The organism is Paenibacillus sp. J22P90 (assembly GCF_059692195.1).
The window spans coordinates 580,721-606,142 of the sequence record NZ_JCAUAY010000004.1; the positions used below are offsets into that span (position 1 = coordinate 580,721).

22 protein-coding genes are annotated in these 25,422 nt (G+C 45.8%); 4 read left to right on the plus strand and 18 right to left on the minus strand.

Going from position 1 to position 25,422, the window contains the following annotated elements; translation table 11 throughout:
* From AC58UX_RS17035 to metH, 5 genes are all read right to left on the minus strand, one after another.
* Positions 1-927, minus strand: coding sequence for a lysophospholipid acyltransferase family protein (locus tag AC58UX_RS17035; RefSeq protein WP_497254742.1), 927 nt, complete (start codon positions 925-927; stop codon positions 1-3).
* A gap of 17 nt (positions 928-944) precedes the next feature.
* On the minus strand, positions 945-1,718 hold the full coding sequence (locus tag AC58UX_RS17040; RefSeq protein WP_497254744.1) for a GNAT family N-acetyltransferase: 774 nt from the start codon (positions 1,716-1,718) through the stop codon (positions 945-947).
* Between the two features lie 163 nt (positions 1,719-1,881).
* Entirely contained in the window at positions 1,882-5,169 is a 3,288-nt protein-coding gene (locus tag AC58UX_RS17045; protein ID WP_497254746.1) for an S-layer homology domain-containing protein, read from the minus strand.
* Between the two features lie 272 nt (positions 5,170-5,441).
* Positions 5,442-6,371, minus strand: a complete 930-nt coding sequence (gene rnz, locus AC58UX_RS17050) for a ribonuclease Z (RefSeq protein WP_497254748.1) — start codon at positions 6,369-6,371, stop codon at positions 5,442-5,444.
* A 90-nt stretch (positions 6,372-6,461) separates the two neighbouring features.
* Positions 6,462-9,899: a methionine synthase gene (metH, locus tag AC58UX_RS17055; protein WP_497254750.1), complete on the minus strand. Its 3,438-nt coding sequence runs from the start codon at positions 9,897-9,899 to the stop codon at positions 6,462-6,464.
* Between the two features lie 331 nt (positions 9,900-10,230).
* Here metH and AC58UX_RS17060 point away from each other — a divergent pair, with 331 nt between their 5' ends.
* Complete coding sequence (locus AC58UX_RS17060) at positions 10,231-10,770, plus strand: 1,2-dihydroxy-3-keto-5-methylthiopentene dioxygenase (RefSeq protein ID WP_497254752.1); 540 nt, start codon at positions 10,231-10,233, stop codon at positions 10,768-10,770.
* A gap of 85 nt (positions 10,771-10,855) precedes the next feature.
* Here AC58UX_RS17060 and AC58UX_RS17065 read toward each other — a convergent pair whose 3' ends face one another.
* The 3 genes from AC58UX_RS17065 to AC58UX_RS17075 all read right to left on the minus strand — a co-directional run bounded on the left by AC58UX_RS17065 (position 10,856) and on the right by AC58UX_RS17075 (position 12,407).
* Complete coding sequence (locus tag AC58UX_RS17065; protein ID WP_497254754.1) at positions 10,856-11,647, minus strand: HAD family hydrolase; 792 nt, start codon at positions 11,645-11,647, stop codon at positions 10,856-10,858.
* Between the two features lie 39 nt (positions 11,648-11,686).
* Positions 11,687-11,872 (minus strand): DUF896 domain-containing protein, encoded by a 186-nt coding sequence (locus AC58UX_RS17070; RefSeq protein WP_497254756.1) that lies wholly within the window; start codon positions 11,870-11,872, stop codon positions 11,687-11,689.
* 133 nt (positions 11,873-12,005) lie between these two features.
* Positions 12,006-12,407, minus strand: a complete 402-nt coding sequence (locus tag AC58UX_RS17075) for a LysM peptidoglycan-binding domain-containing protein (RefSeq protein WP_497254758.1) — start codon at positions 12,405-12,407, stop codon at positions 12,006-12,008.
* Between the two features lie 145 nt (positions 12,408-12,552).
* Between AC58UX_RS17075 and lexA the strand changes: the two genes are divergently transcribed.
* On the plus strand, positions 12,553-13,170 hold the full coding sequence (gene lexA, locus AC58UX_RS17080; protein ID WP_497254760.1) for a transcriptional repressor LexA: 618 nt from the start codon (positions 12,553-12,555) through the stop codon (positions 13,168-13,170).
* Positions 13,171-13,571: 401 nt separating this feature from the next.
* Here the strand turns inward: lexA and AC58UX_RS17085 are convergent, their stop codons facing one another.
* The 8 genes from AC58UX_RS17085 to AC58UX_RS17120 form a co-directional block, all read right to left on the minus strand.
* Positions 13,572-14,810 (minus strand): aminopeptidase, encoded by a 1,239-nt coding sequence (locus AC58UX_RS17085; protein ID WP_497254762.1) that lies wholly within the window; start codon positions 14,808-14,810, stop codon positions 13,572-13,574.
* Between the two features lie 111 nt (positions 14,811-14,921).
* A complete protein-coding gene (glnA, locus tag AC58UX_RS17090; RefSeq protein ID WP_497254898.1) occupies positions 14,922-16,250 on the minus strand; it encodes a type I glutamate--ammonia ligase in 1,329 nt (442 codons plus the stop codon).
* 56 nt (positions 16,251-16,306) lie between these two features.
* Positions 16,307-16,717, minus strand: a complete 411-nt coding sequence (locus AC58UX_RS17095) for a MerR family transcriptional regulator (protein ID WP_028554456.1) — start codon at positions 16,715-16,717, stop codon at positions 16,307-16,309.
* 95 nt (positions 16,718-16,812) lie between these two features.
* On the minus strand, positions 16,813-18,033 hold the full coding sequence (locus tag AC58UX_RS17100; RefSeq protein ID WP_497254900.1) for a methionine gamma-lyase family protein: 1,221 nt from the start codon (positions 18,031-18,033) through the stop codon (positions 16,813-16,815).
* Positions 18,034-18,064: 31 nt separating this feature from the next.
* Positions 18,065-19,393, minus strand: a complete 1,329-nt coding sequence (gene hflX, locus AC58UX_RS17105) for a GTPase HflX (RefSeq protein WP_497254764.1) — start codon at positions 19,391-19,393, stop codon at positions 18,065-18,067.
* Between the two features lie 212 nt (positions 19,394-19,605).
* Positions 19,606-20,583: an AAA family ATPase gene (locus tag AC58UX_RS17110; protein ID WP_497254766.1), complete on the minus strand. Its 978-nt coding sequence runs from the start codon at positions 20,581-20,583 to the stop codon at positions 19,606-19,608.
* A gap of 89 nt (positions 20,584-20,672) precedes the next feature.
* Positions 20,673-21,677, minus strand: coding sequence for a lipoate--protein ligase (gene lplA, locus AC58UX_RS17115; RefSeq protein ID WP_497254768.1), 1,005 nt, complete (start codon positions 21,675-21,677; stop codon positions 20,673-20,675).
* Between the two features lie 17 nt (positions 21,678-21,694).
* The gene (locus AC58UX_RS17120) at positions 21,695-22,180 is read right to left on the minus strand and encodes a GNAT family N-acetyltransferase (RefSeq protein WP_497254770.1); all 486 of its coding nucleotides are present in this window, start codon (positions 22,178-22,180) and stop codon (positions 21,695-21,697) included.
* 89 nt (positions 22,181-22,269) lie between these two features.
* On the opposite strand from AC58UX_RS17120, the gene AC58UX_RS17125 reads away from it, so the two are divergent.
* Both AC58UX_RS17125 and AC58UX_RS17130 read left to right on the plus strand, forming a co-directional pair.
* Positions 22,270-23,076: a GNAT family N-acetyltransferase gene (locus AC58UX_RS17125; protein WP_497254772.1), complete on the plus strand. Its 807-nt coding sequence runs from the start codon at positions 22,270-22,272 to the stop codon at positions 23,074-23,076.
* A gap of 35 nt (positions 23,077-23,111) precedes the next feature.
* On the plus strand, positions 23,112-23,978 hold the full coding sequence (locus AC58UX_RS17130; RefSeq protein WP_497254774.1) for an SDR family oxidoreductase: 867 nt from the start codon (positions 23,112-23,114) through the stop codon (positions 23,976-23,978).
* 56 nt (positions 23,979-24,034) lie between these two features.
* On the opposite strand, the gene AC58UX_RS17135 is transcribed toward AC58UX_RS17130, so the two are convergent.
* Both AC58UX_RS17135 and AC58UX_RS17140 read right to left on the minus strand, forming a co-directional pair.
* Complete coding sequence (locus tag AC58UX_RS17135) at positions 24,035-24,745, minus strand: YdcF family protein (RefSeq protein WP_497254776.1); 711 nt, start codon at positions 24,743-24,745, stop codon at positions 24,035-24,037.
* A 5-nt stretch (positions 24,746-24,750) separates the two neighbouring features.
* The gene (locus AC58UX_RS17140) at positions 24,751-25,410 is read right to left on the minus strand and encodes an alpha/beta hydrolase (RefSeq protein ID WP_497254778.1); all 660 of its coding nucleotides are present in this window, start codon (positions 25,408-25,410) and stop codon (positions 24,751-24,753) included.
* Positions 25,411-25,422 lie beyond the last annotated feature (12 nt).

Here is a 25,422-nt window from a genome sequence, read left to right on the forward strand (position 1 = left end):
TTATGCTCTTACTTGATGATGTACATTCTCCCAACGCTCATGAGCATTAAACCAATAAAACCACGAAGCTGGTTGTTCTCGAATAGCCTTTTCAATAAAGTTATTTAGGATAAGGTTCATCTCGGCTCTTGCCGATCGCGATACTCGCTCTACTTGGGAGCTCAAGTTAATTGGGGCTCCAACAATGAGTTGATGTTGAAAGTTTCGCTTCCTGTACCCATAAAACGGCACAATGGGGACCTGCTGTTCCAGTGATAACATCGCCGCACCTTCCGGCGTTCGGGTTACCCTGCCAAATAATTTTGATAGCGGAAATGAAGATCGCCAGAAATCGCCTAACAGGAAGACGACACCACCGGATTGCACATGCTTTTTCAATGTCCGGTACAGCTCAAGAGGGGGCACACTGTCATAATCTAAGCCTTTACATCCTAGCTCAGCAAATTTCATATACAGCGGCAACAGCTCCGGACTTCCTGCGGAAGCGACAGTGAGGCAATCGTATCTTTTGGTGAAGAACCAATAATAACTAAAGAAGTTACCAACATGAGGCGCGTAAATGATAAATCCTTTGCCCTTAGCCAATTGCTCCGCTTCCAGCAAATGCTCCTCACCCTGCAGCTTGAAATTCCGCTCATGCATGCGGTTCGACAAAAGTAAAATCTCACAAAACGAGTACACCACATTTTTCACGTAACGTCTTCTGAGCCTCCGTAGCCTGCGTTTAGAAATAGGTCCTAATAGATCAGCAAGATTATGTTCCACACGCTTAAGAAACCCATTTCGTGAAGCTACACACCATATCGAGGCTATCATGACACATAAGCAGGACATCATCCACAATGGGAAAATGGGTAGCACACGTGCCAAACGGCTTTGTGCACCGTTACTCTCATTTAAAGTAAGTTTGGCAATCCACTCGTACAAGACATGTCCTCCTCCTCTTAGTCTGTAGCCAGATAGTGTCGTTTGTACCGACTTGTGATGTGATCTTTTTGAAAGATTATGAAAAAATCTACAGTCCCAAATAGCTCATCATACGCGGGATCTCCGCCAATTTCAGCCCCTAGCCGTTGATAGCCTTTCATCAATGGAGGCAGCTTTCGAAACATTTCTTTCTCTTTCCCAGCAAGATCAATCTGAGCAAGTCCAGAGATTCGATGTGTCTCGCGAGGCTTGATCCCATAGCGCTCCGTCAGAACATGCTTCTGACAAAGCATTGTATAAATTTCATTTAATTCCTCTATCGTTGGGATGTGAACACTGGCACAACCGATCAAATGCGTAAAATGGCTATTGCTAATATAACTAGCAATCCCTTCCCAGAGCATACTAATGGCTCTACCGCCGCGATATTCAGGTGCGATACAGCTACGGCCTAACTCTAAGGATTGCTTTCTAAAATGACTGTAGCTGCCTAAGTCAAATTCAGTTTCCGAATAAAACCCAATTCCCTCGCTAGCACGGTCTCCTGGAAGAAGACGATACGTACCGATAACTTGATCTGACTCCAGCTCTTTGACAATGAGATGATCACAATAAACGTCGTAGGCATCCATTTCCAACCTACTCTCATTACGAAGAAGTAAATTCTTCTCTTCTTCCACAAAAATCTGATACCGCAGTCTCATCGCTTGTTCGATTTCAGATGCTTGGGTTGCCAGCTTCACCATCAGTTTAGCAGGTTGTGGCGCCGTTAATAGAGGTACTCCGTTCATTCTTCCTCACGCCCTTCAACTAGAGTTTACAATCTTAGATTACCAGAGCTTTATTTTCTGCTGATTTGCGTGTTATGAAGAATTTGTAATCATCGTGACATCCGCCTCGAAAATGAGAAAAAGAACGCTATCGCCTACTGGCGAATTGCGTTCTCTTCCTAAGTTAATTTATATATTGCAAATAAATGAGTAACCGTTTCAACATAACAGCCGCTTGTGCTCGCGTCGCGGAGGCATTAGGACTAAGCTGCGTCTCCGTGACTCCTTGAATCAGCCCTTTGTGCAGAGTAAACGCCATCGCTTCTCTTGCCCAGTTATCTATAGCATGTTGATCGGTATACGACTTCAGAATCGCATCCTGTGCATAGCTTTCTTCTTGGGCACCAGTCGTTTGAATCGTTCGGTTGATCATAGCTGCCATCTGTTCGCGTGTCACTTGCAGCGAAGGTCGGAAGGTACCATCCTCATACCCTTCAATTAAGCCTGATTTCGCCGCTGTGCTCACCATTTGAGCATACCAGTCTGTCGCGTGGATATCTTTGAATCCAGTAGCCTCTTGAACAGATCCGTTAACTCGCATACCAAGCGCGCGAATGAGCAATGTAGCAAATTCAGCACGTGAAATTTCTTTCTCAGGCGCGAAGCGTAGATCATCAACTCCTGTAATAATGCCTTTGGAAGCAAGGATCTGTACGTCCTCTTTCGCCCAGTGTGTACCCATATCATCAAAATGCTTATCCTTCTGAAGGATAGAGTACAATCCGCCATACTGGTCTTTAATCACCATTCTCCAATTGTTATCGCCACCTGTGAGTCGTGAGGGGACAAAGGATATTTCACCTGAAGCTTCATCGAATCGAACAGCAGTCACATTAGGTGTGTACGATGTACCTGGAAGTGCAATGGATCTTTCCATGTGCATATTGTCATAAAATCGAATAGATTGACCGCCTGCTTGGATTTCGAACTCGATTGGATTCGTGAGCAGCAAATTTGCTTGTTCTTGGTCTGCTTTCCGCTGTAAAGCTTCCGCAACTTGACCCGCTTCATGCCGAATTTTAACTGAAAATAGCCCATTCGATTGTTCAGCTTCTGTTACATGATTTTTAAAAAGGAGCCATGGAATTGAAACCTGAATCGCTGACAAATCCAGTTGAAGACTTCCATTCGTTCCAGTTCCAGATAGATCATTCATGACACTAGCTGAAAATTCGACGATTGTTGTATCATGATCATCCTGAATTTGCAGCGACAATAACGAAGCTGTGCCATTGTTTAAAGCTTTAAAAGCATCTCGTATCTCATTCTCATCGATATGAATTCTTGAAAGCATACTTCCGTCAGGAGCAGCTTCTCGCACCCGCTCGCCCGTAAGCAAAATTGTGGAATTGCTTGTTAGCTTCACAACATCGGTTATCGTGTAGGAGGTTGTTGGACCTGTAGATGACCAGTTGTTCGCTAGGTCGCCCGCTTCTATTTTGAAATTTATAGCCGTGCCCGTCATTAATCCGGTTAGCTGCGTGGAGAGCACACTTCCAGACACAGTCGTCATTAGCTCCGAATCCATATAGACCCGATAGGATGTGACCCCAACGTTATCCGTTGCCGCGGACCAGGTTAGTGTAATAGAACCACTTGATTCTGGCGTTACTGTAACACTTGAACCATAGTTCCAAACCGGCGCTATGATGTCTCTGAAGCCTACTGTCACATACACCGTTGTAGAGATACCACTATACGTTGCAGTGATAATGGCACTTCCTGCACTTACGGCTGTGATATAACCACTGCTGCTGATGGTGACGACAGATGAATTTGAAGTTATGAAGCTCGTACTGGAAGTGACATCGGAGGAATTATTTTGACTATCATAAGCTCGGATGGCAAGATAGTGTGTCGCATTTACATCCAACAATAATGAACTTTCGTCGGGTTCGATTCGACTTACTGGAACTGTTACCTGCACACTTGCTGACGCCGTAAAATTGCCATAGTAAGCGGTGATTGTCGTTGTACCTGCCGAGATACCTGTCACCAAGCCACTTGCGTTCACAGTAGCCACTGAAGGATTTGAACTCGAATAAGTAAGTCCAGTTGATAGCGTTTGTGTAGTGCTGTCGTACTTATACGCAATGATAGAAGGTGATCTAGTGGCACCAATTGGGAACGTATACGAATAAGCATCGAAGGCAATGCGATTTACATTCGTCAAAAGAGATGTCACCGTAATACTAGCAGATGTCGTTTTCCCATTATAGGTCACGGTCAACGTAGTTGTGCCGGCAGCGACTCCCGTGATCACACCACTCGCATTGACTGTTGCTACTGCAGTATTTGCCATTCGATAGGTGGCGCCTGATTGAATACTATTCGTTTGCCCATTGGCGTAAACACCTGATAAAAAGCTGGATCTCGCTTCACCAGGTTGTACGCTGTAGCTCTCCTCATCTAAATAGACGCTAGTGAGTGTCTGGGGATTCGTACCCCCACTCGAACCGTTATCAGGTCCATAAATTTGAAATTCCGCTACGCTTGCATACCCTCCCGAGGCCGCACTCGTCGTCGTGAGTCGGAAATATCGCGCCGTGACATTCCCATCATCAACATAACGCGGGTCTCCCCTCTGCATATTCGCTGTACGATCCGTAAAGGTATACCAGGTAAGTGCATCGACTGAAAAATCAATTTTGTACCCATACACATCTTGCTGATTCGTGTAGGTCGTTTCGAATCGCTGCACATTCCGCAGCTGACCGAGATCTACCACTAGCCACTGAGGTAGTGAAGTACTGCTTGGTGCCCAACTAGATAACAATTGACCATCCACAGCTTTGTCGGAGCCCCAAGTACCGGAAAAGCTGCTAAAAGCCGCCGTAGTTTTATTTTGTGACAGCAGCGCTAGAGGTTCACTTGTTGAATACACGCGAAAATCATAAACACTAGCTGAATCGCCCGGTGAGCCTACCCCCAGTACTTGTAGTCGAACGAATCTTGCGAGAACATCACCATCATCCAAATAAAAGGGAAAGTTGATCGCTGAATTCGCCGAACGATCTGCAAAAACACTCCAATTAATACCATCAATTGAAGTTTCAATCTTGTAGTCATAGGAACTATTCACATGTTCAAATACGGTTTCAACTCGAGCAACATGGACATTCTGCGCAAGGTCTACCGTTAACCATTGTGGAAGTTGTGACGTACTTGCTGCCCATTTCGTATAAATAAATCCATCCACCGCTTGGGTTGCACTATATGTAACTCCTGTAACCGATGATGCTACTGCAGATTTACCTTGTGAAACTGGTATTTCACTGGCATACGCTTCCTTTGATATACATAAAATTCCAAATATAGCACAAATCAAAATAAAAAAGGAGATCTGGTATACAGTTGCTCTGTAAACCGAGTACGTCATGTCCACCCCCATATCTAAAGCGGTTACAATCATTTTATCAGAAGCCCTAGCCTTCCGTATAGGGCTTCCACGCTAACTTTTCAAACTATTCTGAATCTTTGTAAGACTTCCAAATTTGCTTAATAATGATGAAGAAGATCGAGGATATAAAGATAGAAAGCAGCACTTCGCCGAGTGTAATCTCCATACTCCACCTCGATTTCCGTTGGTTTTGTTTAGTGTATGAAGTGAACATCAGAAATTGAAGCTAAAAAGCAAAAAATAAGCTTCTCTCGCCAAGAAAAGAGCGAAAGAAGCTTATTTTATTACACTTTGCGCGGTACTTCAAAGCTCCAGAAATCCTTCGCCAAGTGACTGTTAGCGTGGATGTGCTGTGCTTCGTGCAGCAGCACATTGATGCTCTCGCCTTGATAACGAGAGCTAAGATGCGTCATGATCAAGGCGTTCGCTCCTGCCTCCTGCGCTGTCCGCGCGGCATCGGTTGACGTCGCGTGATCAAACGCATAAGCAAGCTCCTGTTTATCCATCGCAAACGTCGCTTCATGGACGAGAACATCCGCGCCGCGGGCAAGCTTTTTGGCTCCCTCACAGTAGCGTGTGTCCCCTAGAATGACAACCACTCGACCAGGGACGGGAGCGCCTAAGAAATCCTGCCCATTTATGATCCGACCATCATCAAGCTGTACAGTTTGCCCTTGCTTTAATTGGCCATAAATCGGACCAGCCGGAATGCCAAGCTCCTTAAGTTTTTCATTCAGAAGCTTGCCAGGCTGATCCTTCTCCACGATGCGAAAACCAAAAGATTCGATGCGGTGCTCTAATCGAGCCGTTTCTACTACAAAGCTATCGTCCTCGAAAATAATGCCCTCTTCATCGAGTTCAACAAGGTGCAGCGTATAGCCGAGATGTGCCCCGCTGACCTCTAAGGCAGTGTCCACGAATTGCTTAAGTCCACGTGGCCCATACAGCGTCAAAGGCGTATCGCCGCCTAAATAGGAGCGACTCGTCAATAAACCTGGCAGCCCATATAGATGATCGCCATGCAAATGGGTGATGAAAATCTTCTCCGTTCGCCCCAGCTTCACTGGCGAGTTCAAAATCTGCTGCTGCGTTCCTTCCCCGCAATCCACCAGCCAGTAGGTTCCCCGTTCGTCTAATAAATTCAAGGCAATCGAAGTTACATTTCTTTGCTTGGAGGGCATGCCAGCCCCCGTTCCCAAAAAGTACAAATCCACAAGCCAAACCCCATTCTTCAGAGAGTAAAACGGAAAGCGAGGATGCCGCGGAACACGATTGTTCCTGCTAGCTGCCTCGCTCTCGCCTACTTATCCTACGTTAAAATAACGTGCTTCTTTATGTGCAAAGACGATTGCAGACACCGAAGCTTCCGGCTCCATCATGAACGACTCCGTCAATTCAACGCCGATATCTTCTGGCTTCAGCAAATTAAACAGCTTTGCTTGATCATCGAGATTAGGGCAAGCTGGGTAACCGAACGAGAAGCGTTGTCCGATATACTTCGCCCCAAATCTTTCTTGCATCGTCATATCAACACGATCCGCAATACCAAGCACATCGCGCATAATGTGATGAACGCGCTCAGCAAAACCTTCCGCGACTTCTAACGCAGTCGCTTGCAGTGCATGGGATTTCAAGTAATCCCCGTTGTCGCGCCATTCCTTGGCCAATTCATTAATGTTATGACCGGCTGTTACAAGCAAGAATCCAACATAATCCATTTCGCCGCTTTCGACTGATTTCAAATAATCAGCTAGACAGAGGTACGGCTCCTTATCTTGACGAGGGAACGTAAAGGTCTCGAGCACTTTGCTTGTATCCGATGGATCGTACACAATCACATCATTGCCACTAGATTGCGCCGGGAAGAAGCGATACATGCCGTGAGCTTTAATAATCCCATTATGTTGAGCCGCATGTAGGATCGAGTCAACCGTGTCTTTCAACTGAAGTGCTTTGGCATCTTTATCGCTGAGCAGCTGCTCCACTTTGCCTTTTAACCCAAGATGATGCCCTAACAGCATCTGCATGTTCACATACGGCATCAAATGACCAATCGGATAGTCTCGTAAGATATGACGCTCTGTATCTTGCGGCACCTGTACTGGCAAATCCTTGGACACAGCGGATGAACTCACACGTGTAAGCTGTGGCAGCTTCTCTTCTTTTTTACCTGTATCCATCACATCTGACTCTAGGCTTTCTCTTAGCTCTTGAATCAAACGTTGGCGCTGCTCAGGATCGCTAAGCTTGTTCGCAATATCAAGGCCATCCATCGCATCCTTCGCATAGAGAACTACGCCTTCATACTCAGGCTGAATCCGTGTTTTGGTAAATTTGCGCGTTAACGCCGCACCACCAACGAGAATCGGCACATCCACGCCTGCTGTGCGTAAATCCTGCGCAGTAACAACCATCTGCTGAGCTGATTTCACCAGCAAGCCTGACAAACCAATAGCATCTGCTTGCTCTTTGCGGTATGCTTCAATAATTTGCTCTGGCGGTACCTTGATCCCCAGGTTGACAATTTTGTAACCATTATTGGAAAGGATAATTTCCACGAGATTTTTCCCAATATCGTGAACGTCCCCTTTGACCGTTGCCAAAATGATTTTACCCTTCACCGCTGTCTCAGATTTCTCCATGAACGGCTCTAAATAATTAACGGATGCTTTCATAACCTCGGCGCTTTGAAGCACCTCAGCAACGATGAGTTCGTTGTTATTGAATAGACGGCCAACTTCCTCCATTCCCTTCATCAGCGGTCCATTAATAACCTCTAGCGGGGAATAGGTTTGAAGCGCACTGTCCAAGTCCGGAATTAAACCTTCCTTCGTACCTTCAATCACGTAAGAGCCCAGTCGCTCCTCCAGAGATAGATTCGAAATCTTCTCCTTCTTTTCCACCTTTTTCTCACGGAAATGAGCTACGAAATTCGCTAAAGTCTCATCATTCGTATTATAAATGAGATCCTCTGCTAGTTGACGCTCTGTATCCGGAATCGAAGCATACCGTTCTAGTTTCTCCGTATTTACGATCGCATAATCAAGTCCTGCCTTCGTACAGTGGTACAAGTAGACAGAGTTCAGAACTTCACGACCCGCATCCGGCAAACCGAAGGAGATATTACTTAATCCAAGAATCGTCTTGGCAAGCGGATACTTCTCTTTAATCATCTTAATACCTTCAATGGTTTCCACAGCGGAACCAATGTACTGCGGATCTCCTGAGCCGACAGGGAACATATTCGGATCAAATATAATATCCTCTGGATTCATGCCATACTTGCCAGTCAAAAGTTCATACGAACGTGTGGCCACTTCGATTTTCGCCTGACGCGATACCGCTTGCCCACGCTCATCAATGAGAATACAAACAACCGATGCCCCGTAGCGATGAATCAGAGGTAAAATACCTGCAAATTTCGTCTCGCCATCTTCTAAGTTAATCGAGTTGATAATCGCTTTTCCTTGTGAATACTTGAGTCCAAGCTCAATAATGTGATCGTAAGTCGAGTCAATCATTAATGGCACTTTGACCTTTTTCACAACCTCTTGCATGAACTCTTCTACGGCATATGCTTCATCAATATCCGTATCTTGTAAATTGATGTCGATCACATGTGCGCCGTTCTTCACTTGTGTACGAGCGATTTCTGAGCCCTCTTCGAACTTGCCTTCTTTAATGAGACGCTTAAATTTTCTGGATCCGGAAATATTCGTCCGTTCACCAACCATGATTGGACGGTTTTCTGGTTCGATATATACAGTCTCAATCCCGGAGATCGCAGGAGGATGGGTACCGAACTCTGTTCTTGGTTTATAATTCGCAAGCGTCTCTGCCATCGCACGAATGTGATCAGGCGTCGTTCCACAGCAGCCACCGGCAATATTGATCCAGCCTTGCTCCGCAAAGCCAGCCATCTTCTTCGCCAACGATTCCGGTGATTCGTGATAGTGACCGTTCTCATCCGGCAAGCCTGCATTGGGATAACAGCTGATTGCTGTGTCCGCAATACTGGAAAGCGTACGTATGTGATCGCGCATAAATTCAGGACCCGTCGCACAGTTCAAGCCCATCGAAATCGGCTTCAAATGTTCGAGCGAGATATAGAAGGATTCAATATTTTGCCCAGCTAGCGTTGTGCCCATTGGTTCAATCGTACCTGAGATCATAATTGGAAGTTCTACGCCTAATGTTTCAAATGCTCTGCGAATCCCGATGCTGCCCGCTTTAACATTCAGCGTATCTTGGGAAGTCTCAAGCAGCATCGCGTCTACGCCTGCTTCAACAAGGGCAAGCGCCTGCTGGTAATAGCTTTCTTCCAATTGCTCAAACGTTACGCCGCCTGTCACGGACAAAGTTTTAGTCGTCGGCCCCATAGCACCAATGACGTATCGCGGCCATTCTGGTGTTGAATATTTCTCAGCGGCAGCAATCGCCAATTTCGCAGCAGCGATGTTCAACTCCCGATGACGATCTTGCAAGTCATACTCCGCCAAAACGACACTCGTCGTTCCGAACGTATTCGTTTCTATCATATCAGCGCCAGCGGCGAAATAAGCTTCATGAATTTTTTGAATAACATCTGGGCGCGTAACACATAGAATTTCATTACATCCGTCCAGATCATCACTTCCGAAATCCTCAGCGGTCAAGTTCTCCTGCTGAATCATCGTACCCATGGCACCATCTAGGATCATAATCTTTTTCTTAAGCTGTTCTTGAATCGGTGGTTTTTTCATGGCAAGACTCCCTTTCAACTTATCCTTAACCGAAAATGAGAAAAAAATCGACAAATTATGTTAAGTTTTAGTGTAACAGAATACGGCTTCTATGAAAAGATTTTGAATTATGATAAAACTTACTTCGATGTAATTCCAGGATTATCGACCGCGTTTAAAAGGTTATTTTTATCGCCAATCATAAAGTCATTTTCGGTAAACGAAAATATGCTTTATGATGTGGAGGTAAATTCCTATAGGATTTATCGGAAAAATTTATATCCCTCCATCGACAGTCAGCCCGATATCCTCTATAATATGTATATATTTATTTATGAAAGAGGGATGTAACGTGGCACAAATTAGAATTCGCAACACCAATGAACGTATCGAGGGCGAAGCGGAAGTTAAAGCCTTCTTGGATAGTCAAGAGGTTGTCTATGAGCACTGGGACGCTGATAAGCTACCTGTAGCACTTCGCGAGAAATTCGTACTGAATGATGAAGAGAAAGCAGAAATCATCTCCACTTATGAAGGTGAAATTAAAGACTTGGCTGCAAGACGCGGCTATGAAATTTGGGACGTAATCTCACTTTCTGATGCAACTCCAAATATAGAAGAGCTTCTTAAAAAATTCGAACAAGTGCACACGCACACCGAAGATGAAATCCGCGCTATCGTTTCTGGTAAAGGGATTTTCATTATCAAATCCGAAGAACTTGGCTATTTCGATGTTGAACTTGAGCCAGGTGACGTGATCTCCGTTCCTGAGAACACAAATCACTTCTTCACTTTGATGGATAACCGTCAAATCGTTGCTGTTCGCCTATTCATCGAAAAAGATGGTTGGGTCGCTTACAATGTTGATGATCCACAATTTATTAAAGCATAGTCACACACATTAAAAAGCCCAACAGCGCAAGACATAACGTCTTGAATAGCTGCTGGGCTTTCTTCTTGACCTTCTTGCTGCTGACCTAACCGTTCGAAATAATCGGCAAAATGTCTTGCAGACGGGACACCTCATAGGCAGGTACAATCTCGTCGCCACTTTGTAATCCGTGATGATTAATCCAAATGTTACGCATGCCGATGCTTCCCGATCCCAAAATATCAGTCGTCAGCTTGTCCCCAATCATAATGCCTTCCGCAGCATCAATCTCAAGCAGACTTAAGGCATAGTTAAAAATAGCCGCAGCAGGCTTCCCTTGTCCAAATTCACCGGAAATCACAATATGATCAAAGTACGGAGCAATCGCAGGAACACCTGCTAATTTCTCCTTTTGAAGATCAGGAGAACCGTTCGTTAATAGAAGCAGCTTGTAATTGCCCTTCAAAGCATCTAACACACGGAACGTTTCTTCGTAAACATAGGGACGTCTGCGACGTTCAGCTGCAAACAACTCACCTAGCTTGTAACCTAGCTCACGATCTTCAATCCCCAGCGCAGCAAGCCCTCTCGTCCATGATTCTGTGCGATAGCCTGGTGCCAATTTCTCTAGTTTGCGGAAGTTTTCGTCCTCACCTTGTGTGAAATTCGCCCATAGACCCTCAAAAGGATTGATTCCAATCATTTTGGTAAATGGGAACGTCTCAAAGGATTCGTATAAGCTTCTAGCTTCTTTACGAACAGATGCTTCTAACTCCTCTGGATTTACATTCACATGCTTCGCCGCTTCTTCACAAGTTGCAGCAAAAGCCTCCTCTACACTGCGATCATCCCATAGCAAAGTATCATCCAAATCAAAAAGCACAGCTTTCAACGTCATCATTCATTTCCCCTTTGAATGTAGTATCTATATGTAGGCTTATTTCTCTTCGTCAGTAAACTTAATGGAATCGAGTTGGACCTTCAGGTTTCCTCTAAAGGCATTGATATAGATCTTTCTTAATTCGTTACGCTCTTCTAGCTCAGCATCTGTCAGGCCTTCCGCCTTCGCCTTACGAGCTAGTTCATTGATACGCGCAATCGTCTTATCCATGCTGTCACTCATTGTAATCCTCCCAGTCAAAATTTCAATATGAGTACTACTTTGCCATCACCGATTAGGAATGTCAAGGATAGACACAAAGAGACATAGCTCAAGCGCCATGTCTCTCTTTCATTTATATGAATAAATCAATAATTTAAGGAAGTACTAGAACTTGTCCAGCTTGCAATGAGTTGCTCGATAAATGATTAAATGACTTCAATTTCTCGATGTAAGAACGCGTGTTCTCACCCTTCTTTTTGTGCAGTTCTGCGACTCCCCAAAGCGTGTCACCGCTTTGAATGACAATCTTCTCGTGCTGGACAACTTTCTCCGATGGTTGAACAGAAGCAGTTGATGCAGCTACTGTAACGCTCCCATCACCTGCATAGGCTTGTACAATCGCACCAAACGAAAACACAGTACCAAGTATGACTGCGATCAGCAAGAAACGAAGTAGTAACTTCGCATAACCTCGTTTATTGTTCATCCCTCTGGATGTGTGAGCAGCACCTTGACGTGTAGTTGTTGCGTTCGATTGTGAGTAAGCCATATACATAAAATTCATCCCCCAAACATTTGTTCTGATATTAGAATAACACGAACACATGTTTGAGTCAATCGTTTTTCGAACTTATGTTTGTACGAACTCGGGTTCTATGTTATACTTTGGGTAATGATTCCCAGTATTGGAGTGATAACTTATGAGTAAAATTTCGCAGCGTCAACAAGCCATCATGGAATTCATTAAGAACGAAGTGAAAGACAAAGGCTACCCGCCTTCCGTTAGAGAAATCGGCGAAGCTGTTGGACTAGCCTCCAGTTCGACCGTACATGGGCATTTGGAGCGTCTTGAGAAAAAAGGCATGATTCGTCGAGATCCAACCAAGCCCCGTGCAATCGAAATCCTGGGACTTGATGGTGCTGAATCTAATTTCGCAGTGTCCGTCGCTCGTGTTCCTCTCGTAGGTAAAGTAACGGCTGGTGTTCCTATTACAGCCACTGAGAATATCGAAGACTACTTCCCGCTTCCTTCCAGCATGGTCGGTGACAACAACGTGTTCATGCTCAGCATTATGGGTGACAGTATGATTGAAGCTGGTATTCATAATGGCGACTATGTCATCGTAAAACAACAGCAAACAGCTAATAACGGCGATATTGTCGTTGCTATGACAGAAGACGATGAAGCAACAGTTAAGCGTTTCTACAAGGAGAAGGATCATATCCGCCTTCAACCAGAGAACTCCGCGCTGCAACCGATTCTATTGAAAAATGTGACGATTCTTGGTCGCGTGATTGGATTGTTCCGGGATATGTAGCATCGATGTAGGCGAACAAATGTGGGGGAATCCGCCCATAAAAAGCATAAAAGAGGAGCTAAGCGGCATATGCCACGTAGCTCCTCTTTTTTATTCAGAAGTTGGTTACAGGTTTGACTAAGCCGCAAGGGACAAAAGGTCAAAGATGCAAAAATACACTTACTTTCGGGGAAAACGCCCCAAAATGACTAAATTAGTGCAAAAAAGCACCATCTAGGACCGATGATGCACCAAAACGACGAATACTCACAGAAAAAGTTGCCTATTTGCAAGCATTTCGCATATCAAACATACGTTCGTGTAATGAGTTGCATTTTTGCATTTTTGCATTTTTGCACTTTTGAACATAATGCTTCGTCCTCGTCAATTTGTGATCCCATTCGCTTACATTTCAATCACAATTAGAACGTTAACACCCAGTTCCCCGCACGGAAGATCGGCTCAATTGTCCCATCCGCTAATTCCCCATCGATCTCAAGCTCTGCTGAACCGATCATGAAGTCGACATGAATCAATGAGCTATTCCCTCCGCGAGCTTTCAATTCCGCATTCGTCAGTTTGGTACCATCCGTTAAATTAATCGGATAGCAGCTCCCCAACGCCAAGTGGCAGGAAGCATTCTCATCGATGCCTGTATTGTAGAAAATACGATTTACATTAGAAATCGGAGAATCGAAAGGAACAAGTGCAACTTCACCTAAGTAGCGCGCCCCTTCATCCATATCCAGCAAACGAGCCAAATGTTCGTACCCCACCTCTGCCGTAAAGTCTACAACCTTACCCGCTTCAAATGTAAAGGTAAACTTATCCACCAACGCTCCGTTAATATTCAATGGCATTGTACTCGCCACTTTGCCGCTAACACCTGTTCGGTTCGGGATCGTGAACACTTCCTCTGTCGGCATATTCGCCACATAACGGATGCCTCGCGCGTTCTCATTATCCCCACCTAGCCAAATATGCCCCTCTGGCAACTCAACACGTAAATCCGTACCCGTAGCACGATAACGCAGTGCTTTGTAGCTTCTTGCATTCAATAAGCTGTGCGTCGCCTTCAGCGTATCCAAATGTTTGTGCCAAGCTTCAACAGGATCGTCTTCATAGACGCGGTTGAATTTGAATACCGCATCCCACATCGCAGCAATTCGCTGCTCTTCTGGCAGATCCCCGTACACAATATTAGCCCATGCTTCTGTTGGCGCTTTGATCAAACACCAGCTAAATGCACCTGTTCGGACATATTGCTGATACTTCGCTCTAGCTGTCGAAGCAGCTTTGGATGCTCTAGAAATCAAACTGGCGTCAATACCATCATAAAGATTCGGATTCGGTACCTTAATGTTCAACAACGCTCCGCCGTTTTCAACAAAACGCTCCAGCATCGTCGTATACCACTCTGGATAGTAATCCATCGCATCATCTTGCGCATAGTCAAACTTATTACGTGTAACGACATCATCTTGCCAATGCACATGGACAAAATTTGCCCCAGCCTCATAGGCTTTTTGCACGATAAGTCTCGTTAAATCCAATGTCTCTATAGGAGCTTCCACCAACAAATCTTGGCCTTTATGTAAGTTAACCCCGACGCGAATGACTAACTCTGCATACTTTTCCAAATTACGATTAAAATTGTCCATAGTTCAATTAGTCTCCTTCGCATTAAAAAGCCCATCAGATCTCGATTTCGAGTCTGACGGGCTTATCTTATCTAGTTGTCAACATTCAAACTTCATGGATCAAGCTAACTCTTAGTACAGAGACAGATACTGATCTCTTTCCCATTGGTGAACTTGTGTACGGTACATATCCCACTCGATTTCTTTCAACTCGTAGAAATGTGCAAGGGCATGCTCACCGAGTGTATCGCAAACAACATCATCACGAAGCAACTCGTCTAATGCTTGTTTCAAGTTAAGCGGCAAGCTCGGGATGCCTTCGCTCTCACGCTCTTCTTCCGTCATCACATAAATGTTGCGATCTGTTGGCGGAGGAAGCTGCATTTTGTTCTTAATGCCATCCAAACCAGCTGCAAGCATAACTGCCAATGCCAAGTATGGATTTGCCGCTGGATCCGGGTTACGAACTTCAACACGTGTGCTTAGGCCACGGGAAGCTGGAATCCGAATCATCGGGCTGCGGTTACTAGCGGACCATGCCACATAGCAAGGTGCTTCATAACCAGGAACTAGACGCTTATAGGAGTTAACCGTAGGGTTCGTAATCGCTGCAAATGAACGCGCATGACGAAGAACGCCTGCCATATATTGTCTTGCTACTGTGCTTAAGCCTAATTTGTCACTCTCATCATAGAATGCATTTGTCTCGCCTTTGAACAAGGATTGGTGACAGTGCATACCGGATCCGTTCATTCCGAACAATGGCTTCGGCATAAACGTTGCGTGCAAACCATGCTGTCTAGCTACCGTTTTAACAACGAGTTTGAACGTTTGAATTTGGTCAGCAGCTTTAATTGCATCAGCATATTTAAAGTCGATTTCATGTTGACCTGGCGCTACTTCATGGTGGGACGCTTCAATTTCGAAGCCCATTTCTTCCAGTGTCAATACGATATCACGACGGCAGTTCTCACCAAGATCCATCGGCGCCAAATCGAAGTAACCACCTTGGTCATTCAACTCGGTTGTTGGGTTGCCTTTTTCATCTGTTTTGAACAAGAAGAATTCAGGCTCTGGTCCAACGTTCATTGCTGTATAGCCCATTTCCTCAGCTTGCTTCAACGCGTTTTTCAGAATCGCGCGTGGGTCGCCAGCGAATGGCGTGCCATCCGGCATATAAATGTCGCAGATCAAACGAGCGACTTTGCTTTCAGTAACCCATGGGAAAATAACCCATGTATCTAAATCCGGATACAAGTACATATCCGACTCTTCAATACGAACATAACCTTCGATGGAAGATCCATCAAACATCATTTTATTATCAAGCGCTTTCTCAAGTTGGCTCAAAGGAATTTCTACGTTCTTAATACTTCCCATCAAGTCTGTGAATTGCAAACGGATGAAACGAACGTTTTCTGCTTTAGCGATGCGAAGAATATCTTCTTTGGAATAATTAATGTTATAGCTCACGTGTGCATTCTCCTCTCAAATGTTAAGCGGTTTGACATACGATACTATTTGTAAAATCTGGATAACTGTCCTTGAATCAAGGAAGCCTGATCCGGGCGTTTCCCCCCGCCAATCAATTGCTGCTTCAACATTTTGTGCAATTGAGAGTCGGTCAATTCTTTACGTTTCACTTCGGTGTGCTCGTTCAGAATCGTTGCATCCTCAGAATCCTTATCAACCGGGATAAGAACCTGCTTAATACCTGCAATGTTTACACCTTTTTCGATCAAATCTTTAATCTCAAGAAGACGTTCCACGTCATTAAACGAATAGAGCCGTTGATTACCAGCTGTCCGAGCTGGGATGATCAATTCATGTTGCTCATAGTAGCGAATTTGTCTTGCGGTTAAATCAGTCAGCTTCATGACGATTCCGATAGGGAATAACGCCATATTTCTACGTATTTCATCACTCATGCTAATCACTCCTGGTCAGTAAGTACCTCTCTCTCATTGTACCTTTCTAACAAATACGTGTCAAGGAGTGTCAGGTTTGTTCACAGTTTAATTTTTCACAGTAATCCCTTGTCTTCCATATGTTGGATTGCCGTTAGTACACCTAACTTACAGTGTGAATAGGTCAAGCCGCCTTGCATGTACGCGATAAAAGGCTCACGAATTGGCGCGTCCGCAGACAGCTCCAAGCTGCCGCCTTGGATGAACGTTCCTGCTGCCATAATGACGGGATGCTCATAGCCAGGCATGTCCCAAGGCTCTGGGACCACATGCGAGTCCACCGCAGACGCCTTCTGGATGCCCTGCACGAACGTGATCAAATGCTCCGCGGACGTGAAGCGGATCGCTTGAATCAAATCCGTTCGCTCCGCATCCCAGCGCGGATGGCTGACAAAGCCGAGGTCTTCGAACATCGCCGCCGCGAAGACCGAGCCCTTGACCGCTTGCCCCACCAAATGCGGGGCAAGGAATAGCCCTTGATACATCGCTCGCGTCGCGCCGAGCATGGCCCCGACCTCGCCCCCAATGCCGGGGGCGGTCAGTCTGTACGCGGCGAGCTCCACGAGGTCGCGTCGCCCGGCGATATAGCCGCCCGAAGGGGCGATGCCGCCGCCGGGGTTTTTGATCAGCGAGCCAGCCATCAGATCGACGCCAACTTGCGTCGGCTCCTGCAGCTCGGTGAATTCCCCATAGCAATTGTCAACGAAGACAATGAGCTCGGGGTTGATCTCTTTCACAAATCGGACCATTTCGCCGATTTGAGCAATCGTGAACGACGGCCGCCACGAATAGCCGCGGGAACGTTGAATGCCGATCACCTTCGTGTTCGGCTGAATGGCTGCAGTGATCGCCGGCCAATCTGGCGAGCCATCCTCAAGCAGGTCGACCTCGCTGTAGCCGATCCCAAAGTCTTGCAGCGAGCCTGTGCCGTCGCCAGGCTTGCCAATGACCTTGTGCAACGTATCATAAGGCTTACCCGTGATGTAAAGTAGATGTTCGCTAGGACGCAGAACACCAAACAAAGCGGTACCGATCGTATGCGTGCCCGACACAAAATGCGGGCGTACAAGCGCCGCCTCAGCGCCCATAGCATCCGCATAGACAAGGTCCAATACTTCTCTACCGCGATCATTATAGCCATAACCTGTCGAAGAAGCAAAATGATAATCACTTACTTTATGTTCCTGAAAGGCACGAATCACCTTCCACTGATTGAGATCTATCGTTTTCTCGATTTGACGAAATGCGCTCTCTACGCGTTGCTCTGCTTTTTCCATTCTTGCAAGAACTGTATCCCCGAATTGCATCTTAGTTGCTCTCTCCCTCGTTCTCATCCTGCTCTGATTTTGCCACCGATTGATCGTAATCAACTAGCAAATAAGCTTGCTTGACATAATCTTCCTTGTTCACACGAACCTTGAACACCATGTCTTCCCCATCCACATCGGTTTCAAGCACCTCTCCAATGCGGTACATAAGCGCGATGATATCTCCTTTGTTAGCCGGAATGCGGAACTCCTTGCTGTCCCCCATTAGCTTATCTTCAATGGTGATCCGTAAACGTTCCAAATCCTCTGGCGTATAGGCGCTCATTTTCATGAATTCGCCTTCCGCAGATAACATCTCCCGTTCTGCTTGCTCGCAAAGATCGATTTTATTAAATACAGTAATTTGCTCTTTTTGATGAGCGCCAAGCTCTTCTAGCACTTCTTGTACAACGCGCATTTGCTCGTTGCGCATATCCGTTGAGCTGTCCACCACATGAAGAATTAAATCCGCCTCATTCGCTTCTTCCAACGTAGCTCGGAATGATGCAACGAGATCATGCGGAAGATTTTGAATGAATCCAACCGTATCTGTTAGGACAATTTCTTTACCGCTTGGCAATACCATCGTCCGAGAAGTCGGATCCAGGGTAGCGAACAATTGATTCTCAATATAAACATCCGCTTGTGTTAACTGCTTAAGCAAGGTAGATTTCCCTGCATTTGTATACCCAACTAAAGCGACTTGGAAAACACCGCTTTTCTTCCGGCGTTCACGATGCAAATTACGATGACGAACTACTTCCTCAAGCTGCGCCTTCAGTTCATCAATACGCCCGCGGATATGCCGGCGATCGGTTTCCAGCTTCGACTCCCCGGGTCCTCTTGTCCCGATCCCGCCACCTAGACGAGACAGGTTTTTTCCTTGGCCAGAAAGCCTTGGAAGCAAGTAGCTGAGCTGCGCCAGTTCAACCTGAATAATCCCTTCACGCGTTTTGGCACGCTGTGCGAAAATATCCAAAATAAGCTGCGTCCGATCAATAATTTTCACATCGAGCGCCGCTTCCAAATTACGAACCTGTGCACCTGACAGCTCCTGGTCGAAGATGGCCGTATTCCCGCCAAGCTCCTCCAATCGCAGCTTTAATTCCTCGACTTTCCCTTTACCAATAAACCACTTCGTATCCTTGACTTCTTTATTCTGCGTCATCGTCTCCAGTACTTGAACGCCAGCTGTTTCAGCCAGCTTCACAAGCTCCTGCAGCGAATATTCCGCCAGCAGCTCATTCTTCTTCTGCTTCTGCGTAATTAGACTGACGAGTACCGCTCTGTCATCAATATCTTTTTCAACCATATGTGAAGTTGTTTTCATAGTCGTCTCCTTTACTTCCTGCAAAATGCTAATAATGACGGAAATAAGGCCAAATCGGCCTATTCCTTCATCATTGTGGAGGAAATGATTAGGAAAGTCAATTTGCCTGGCAGGAAAATTCGATTATAACGGACTTCCTCTGGAAAACGCAAAAAAACCACTAACCAGAGTAGGTTAAATGGTTTCAATGTTTTCAAACGTTACGTTCGCATTCATTTAAATTTCACATCTTCAGGACGAATCGACATCAGTTCAATTTTGGATGGTGCATTCACATATTGGCTTAACAGTCGTACTGCTTGATGTCTCATCGCTCTTTCCAAAATATTCCGAACATATCTCGCATTGCTGAATGCACGCCAGGTCATCGCTTTTTCCTCAGATAGATGCTGCTTCAGTTTCGCCAGCGTTTGGGGCAAAAGGACATACTCTCGCTCCTTCGCCATCAACTCCGTAATTTGAATCAATTGATCAATGGGATAATCCTCGAAATCAATTTGAATGGGAAACCGTGAAGGGAGCCCAGGATTTGTAGCTAGAAATTGCTCCATTTCGTCGCTATATCCCGCTAGAATGAGTATAAACTCATTTTTCTTATCCTCCATTCCCTTTACCAACGCATCGATCGATTCCTTCCCAAAATCCTTTTCTCCACCTCGTGCCAAGCTATACGCCTCATCAATAAATAGGACGCCGCCCATCGCTTTTTTCATCAATTCACGAGTTTTCAGCGCGGTATGTCCAATGTATTCACCTACAAGATCTGCACGCTCTACCTCGATGAAATGCCCCTTACTCAGCACACCCATCGCATGAAACATACGTCCTAACAGTCTTGCAACGGTCGTTTTCCCTGTCCCAGGGCTGCCCTTAAAAATCATATGGTACACATGAGCATTGCTCAAAAGTCCAGCTTCAGCACGAAATTGAGAAATCTGGAGGAGCGCATAAATTTCATGCACCAGCTCTTTGACATTTTCTAAGCCTATGAGCGCATTCAGCTCTTTGAAAATATCCGATAGCGGACCTTCCATTGGCGTCCTTTTACCAGAGATCATGGGCTCGGCGTCAGCAAGGGGTGAAGCGCCTGATTGCCCGCCTAATCCCTCAACAGTACGCCGCTGACTGCCAGGTTCCGGCTGCCGTAAAACGATGTTGATTTGTCTGGATGGCAAGCTTCTACCACTCATGAGGATCACCTCGTTTAGATGATGGTTTATTAGTTCGTATCCACCATCCTACGCTTGTGAAACCCATTTTAGACCGCAACCCTTGTACTTTACGTCAACATCAGCAACGAGATGAATGTCTCCTCATCCAAAGCACCAAAGTAGCGCTTCAACTCTACACCTGCCAATCGCTCACGCAGCGCTGACTCCTCATACCGCATACCTACGAGCTTCTCTTCAAGCTCTGCCACATCATGCTCTCCAAAGAAATCGCCATAGATTTTGACTTGCTGCACATGTCCTTCCTCTATTGATAAGCGAACATCAATTCTTCCAACGCTTTCGATTCGTTTAGCATGTTGAACGGTGCTCTTCGGCGATTTGCCATAATTCCAATCCCAATTCTGATAACGCTCTTCGGATATCTGATGAATTTGCGCCCAATCATCCTCAGTAAGCTGATAAGTAGATACATCCTCTTCTGTATTTACGTCAAAAATGGAAAGCAGCAATTTAACGCGGAATTCCTCCATTGTAATCGGCTCTTTCAGAAATTCAACGATGTTCGCGACCCGACTGCGAATCGATTTAATGCCTTTAGATTGGATTTTATCCGGATCAACCCGCAGCGCCGAAACGACATTCTCGATATCAGAATCGAATAGCAGCGTGCCATGACTGAACATTCTACCCTTCGTTGCAAATTGCGCGTTACCCGAAATTTTGCGCTCACCCACTTGAATATCGTTGCGACCAGTTAATTCAGCTTGGATACCAAGTGCTTGCAGCGCTTCAACAACGGGGGCCGTAAACTTTTGAAAATTGTGAAAAGAATTGCCATCATCCTGCGTAATAAAACTGAAATTCAGGTTGCCCAAATCATGGTACACCGCACCTCCGCCAGACAAGCGACGGACGACATGCAAGTTGTTCGTTTTCACATATTCTGCATTAATTTCTTCCAGCGTATTTTGGTTTTTGCCGATGATGATCGAAGGTTCGTTGATATAAAAAAGCAAGTAACTCTCCCCTGCCGGGAGATTGCGCAAGGCGAATTCTTCAATTGCCAGATTAATCCTTGGATCCGTAATTCCTTCATTATCAATAAAAAGCATAAGTGATCTCCTTCGTTCTATAGCTTTAAGTTTGTCGTTAAGGTTCGATTTAATGTTAGCATACCTAAGGATGCATAAAAGCGCAAAGCACGCTCATTAAATTCCCAGACATTGAGCTCAAAAGATGTAGCATCGCGTTCGCGCGCCCATTGGACGGCCGCCTGGTACAGCTTCTTGCCAATGCCTTGCCGTTGATATGCGGAGGAAACCGCAAGCTCATTCAAATAGGCATATCTGCGAGGCACGAGTGCTTCATAGTTGGGACTATGCTTCATCTCTAACATGGCAACGCCAACAACTTCAGATCCAAGCTCCGCCACTATAATTTCCTTGTCGGCCTTGTCCGAGAAGCTTCGATACCAACCCATCGCTACAACATGATCCAATCGTGCAAAAATATCCGGCAACGCCTCCGCATGCTCTTCTTGACCTTCACGAATGATCGTATTCACAGCCTCGTAGTCTTCCAGCGTGGCCGATCGCAGTCGTAGTTGTATTTCCAAGGCAGATTTCCTCCTTAAAATCATGATTGAATTTTTATGCATAAAACTGTATATTTATGTAATATCAATTGGGATGGAGGCAAATATTCATGGGAACAGAACGTGATTTTTGCGAAAGATTAGATCGGATTGCAGCCAATACTTGGCCTGCTGAAACGAACACAATGATCGATCAGTGGCTCGTCAGAGCTACACAAGGGGTAACTAAACGAGCAAACAGTGTGTTTGCCGTCGGGTCTTACCCTAGTGATGACAATTGGCTATCGCGCGTTGAACAATTTTACCACAGTCACGGGTTACCTGCTATTTTTCATATTAGTGATGCTTCACCTGAACAGTTAGATCGTTTCCTGCAAGCCCAAGGATACGAATTGGATACCCCTTGCGACATCATGGTAGGTAATAGCCAGCAGATCGCTTCTTACGCTTCAGAGCGCATACAGCAACAATACCCGACTGCCTTGTCACTTGAACTTGTGAATTCACCTACGGTTACCGATGAGTGGCTCGACGCATTTCTCTCGCTTGAGAAGTACCCAGAGGAACGTCGGAGCATCTATCAAGGCTTATGTGAAAGGATGCCAACTCGAAAAGCTTTTATCACGTTGAAAGAACAAGGGCAAATTGTCGCATTAGGCACAGCCATAGTAGAAGGCGAATGGGCTGGCTTCGTCAATGTCATTGTCCATGAAGACTACCGCGGCAAAGGCTACGGTTATGCCATTCTTCATGCATTGACGGCATGGAGCATTACGCAAGGTGCAACCAAGCAATATTTGCAGGTTATCGCAAGCAATGTGTCTGCAGTCACTTTATATGCGAAGCTTGGCTATCAAACGAAATATGGCTATCATTACCGAGTGAAGTATGATTTGGCTGCTCTTGTATCATCCTAACTAAGAATTTCTAAGGATGAAAGGAGCCAATTGACTTGCCAGCCACAAAGGAAAAACCTGTATTCCCACCGCAGCACCAGAACCAGCAGCCAGGCATTGAAGCCGAAATGAAGCCACTTCCCGAATTCGAGAAGTCGAGTTATAAACCAGCTGGAAAGCTAAAGGATAAAGTCGCCATCATCACCGGAGGTGATAGCGGCATCGGGCGCGCAATTGCTGTTGCCTACGCCAAAGAGGGAGCCGATGTGATCATCGTTTACCTGAATGAGCATAAGGACGCAGAAGAAACCCATCGCCATGTGGAACAAGCCGGACGCAAATGCTTGCACGTCGCGGGAGACATTGGCGATGAGAGCTTCTGTAAGCAAATTGTTGCCCAAGTGATCAAAGAGTTTGGAAAACTCGATATCCTGGTGAACAATGCTGCCGAGCAGCATCCCCAAAAAAGCATCACAGATATTACGTCAGCGCAGCTGGAACGCACATTTCGGACGAATATTTTCTCCTACTTTTATATGACGCAAGCCGCCCTTCCGCATTTAAAGTCAGGCAGTGCGATCATTAATACCGCATCGATCACCGCATATCACGGTCACGAGCAATTAATTGATTATTCATCAACGAAAGGTGCAATCGTCACCTTTACCCGCTCACTCTCCCTCCAACTGAATGCAAAAGGCATTCGCGTGAACGGTGTAGCTCCCGGGCCAATTTGGACTCCGCTCATCCCGTCAACGTTTACCGAGCAGGAAGTTGAAGTATTCGGCTCAACAACGCCGATGAAACGCGCAGGCCAGCCTAGTGAGTTGGCTCCGAGCTATGTGTTCTTAGCCAGTGAGGACGCCTCCTATATGGCGGGGCAGATTCTACACGTTAACGGCGGCACAATTGTAAACGGCTAAGGCGAGAAAAAGCATGACATTCAGCGGATTTTCCCGCTTCCCTGTCATGCTTTTTCTTATTTCAGCCCGAGCTTCAGCTGCAGCTTGGTCAAATACCAATTTGTGTAGGCGAGCGTTTCTCTCGTATCATGATAAGGCATAAAGAGTACCTGTGACTTCGCCGACGATACTAGCGGATCTTGGAAACCAACGGTTTCTGCAATATCCAGTGATCGGGAGCCATGAAACTTATGGGTGATAATAATCGAGCTTACCAGCGACTTCTCATCCATAATTTGCTTACTAAATAGTAAATTTTCATATGTGCTCGTTGCCTTGGGCTCAAGGAATATGCTTGTTTTCGGCACTCCCTTACTCACCAAGTAGTTCCTCATACCCTCTGCTTCCGTTAGCTTAGAGCCGTTATGGTCCAATCCACCGGTAACAATGAGCTGTTTAAAACGCCCCTGCTTGTACAAATCCACGGCTAAGTCCAGCCGTTCCTGAAGACCTGGACTTGGTATATCCTGGCGCAAAGATGCCCCTAAAACGATCCCTACATCTACTTGTTTCGGCAACGTATGTTGAGGCCCAACCTGTACCTTCCACTGGATAAATACAACCCAACCAACCAGCAGTGTAAAGGAGATCAATATGACTTGAAACGTCCTTACAAATATGCGATAGAACTTGGATGGCGTTTTACCTTTCGCAGAATAGGCTTTCCGCTTGACTGGCGCGGGTGAGATGGCGCGTTGTTTCTTGTTCATGCTCGGCTTTGCCGTCATCCTTCCTACTCCTTATCCAAAAATGCACTTACTTGCCGAAATAGGGCTGGCGCATCCTCGCTCAAGCAAATTAAATGATCCGATCTAGCGTGCCAATACAGTTCTCGTTGACCTTTTAGCTTGCTATAAATGTACCGCGCGCTCTGGGGATGAATCACTTGATCTCTCTCCGCCTGCGCGATGAGCGTAGGTTTATTCACTTGACTCAGCTCAGGCTTCAGATGTCGGACAAGCCTCGTAAATTGCCAGGTGGCCACGAGCGGTGTGGATTTCCCTTTGATTAGACTGATTTTGCGCTGATACTTCCATTCATCACGAAGCACGTTCAGCAGCCTGCCTGGGCTGACATAAATCACAGCCGTATTTAACAAAATAAGCCTCCGAACAGGGTACCTCACCGATAAATAGGCTGCAAGAAGACCTCCCATGGAGAATCCAACCATATCAAAGGAGCCGTATGTTTCTGTCATCCTAGTCGCATGCCTTTCTGCTGCCTGCACCCAATCTTCCCATCTCGAAGCATGAAGCTGATGACGACTTTCCCCGTTCCACGGAAGGATTGGCACCTCACAAAGCTGACCACGCTCTCGTAAATGACGAGCTAACGGCTCAACCTCATAAGGTCCACCTGTAAATCCATGGAACAATAGGCACGGTTGTTTCATGAGATCCACTCC

Coding starts and splice junctions, on each gene's coding strand:
- AC58UX_RS17135 (WP_497254776.1), bottom strand. CDS start 24,745: ATGACGGCAAAGCCGAGCATGAACAAGAAACAACGCGCCATCTCACCC.
- lplA (WP_497254768.1), bottom strand. CDS start 21,677: ATGCTTTTTATTGATAATGAAGGAATTACGGATCCAAGGATTAATCTG.
- AC58UX_RS17100 (WP_497254900.1), bottom strand. CDS start 18,033: ATGGAAAAAGCAGAGCAACGCGTAGAGAGCGCATTTCGTCAAATCGAG.
- AC58UX_RS17075 (WP_497254758.1), bottom strand. CDS start 12,407: ATGTATATGGCTTACTCACAATCGAACGCAACAACTACACGTCAAGGT.
- AC58UX_RS17125 (WP_497254772.1), top strand. CDS start 22,270: ATGGGAACAGAACGTGATTTTTGCGAAAGATTAGATCGGATTGCAGCC.
- AC58UX_RS17095 (WP_028554456.1), bottom strand. CDS start 16,717: ATGAGTGATGAAATACGTAGAAATATGGCGTTATTCCCTATCGGAATC.
- AC58UX_RS17140 (WP_497254778.1), bottom strand. CDS start 25,410: ATGAAACAACCGTGCCTATTGTTCCATGGATTTACAGGTGGACCTTAT.
- lexA (WP_497254760.1), top strand. CDS start 12,553: ATGAGTAAAATTTCGCAGCGTCAACAAGCCATCATGGAATTCATTAAG.
- AC58UX_RS17040 (WP_497254744.1), bottom strand. CDS start 1,718: ATGAACGGAGTACCTCTATTAACGGCGCCACAACCTGCTAAACTGATG.
- AC58UX_RS17065 (WP_497254754.1), bottom strand. CDS start 11,647: ATGACGTTGAAAGCTGTGCTTTTTGATTTGGATGATACTTTGCTATGG.
- metH (WP_497254750.1), bottom strand. CDS start 9,899: ATGAAAAAACCACCGATTCAAGAACAGCTTAAGAAAAAGATTATGATC.
- AC58UX_RS17110 (WP_497254766.1), bottom strand. CDS start 20,583: ATGAGTGGTAGAAGCTTGCCATCCAGACAAATCAACATCGTTTTACGG.
- AC58UX_RS17070 (WP_497254756.1), bottom strand. CDS start 11,872: ATGAGTGACAGCATGGATAAGACGATTGCGCGTATCAATGAACTAGCT.
- AC58UX_RS17045 (WP_497254746.1), bottom strand. CDS start 5,169: ATGATTGTAACCGCTTTAGATATGGGGGTGGACATGACGTACTCGGTT.
- hflX (WP_497254764.1), bottom strand. CDS start 19,393: ATGAAAACAACTTCACATATGGTTGAAAAAGATATTGATGACAGAGCG.
- AC58UX_RS17085 (WP_497254762.1), bottom strand. CDS start 14,810: ATGGACAATTTTAATCGTAATTTGGAAAAGTATGCAGAGTTAGTCATT.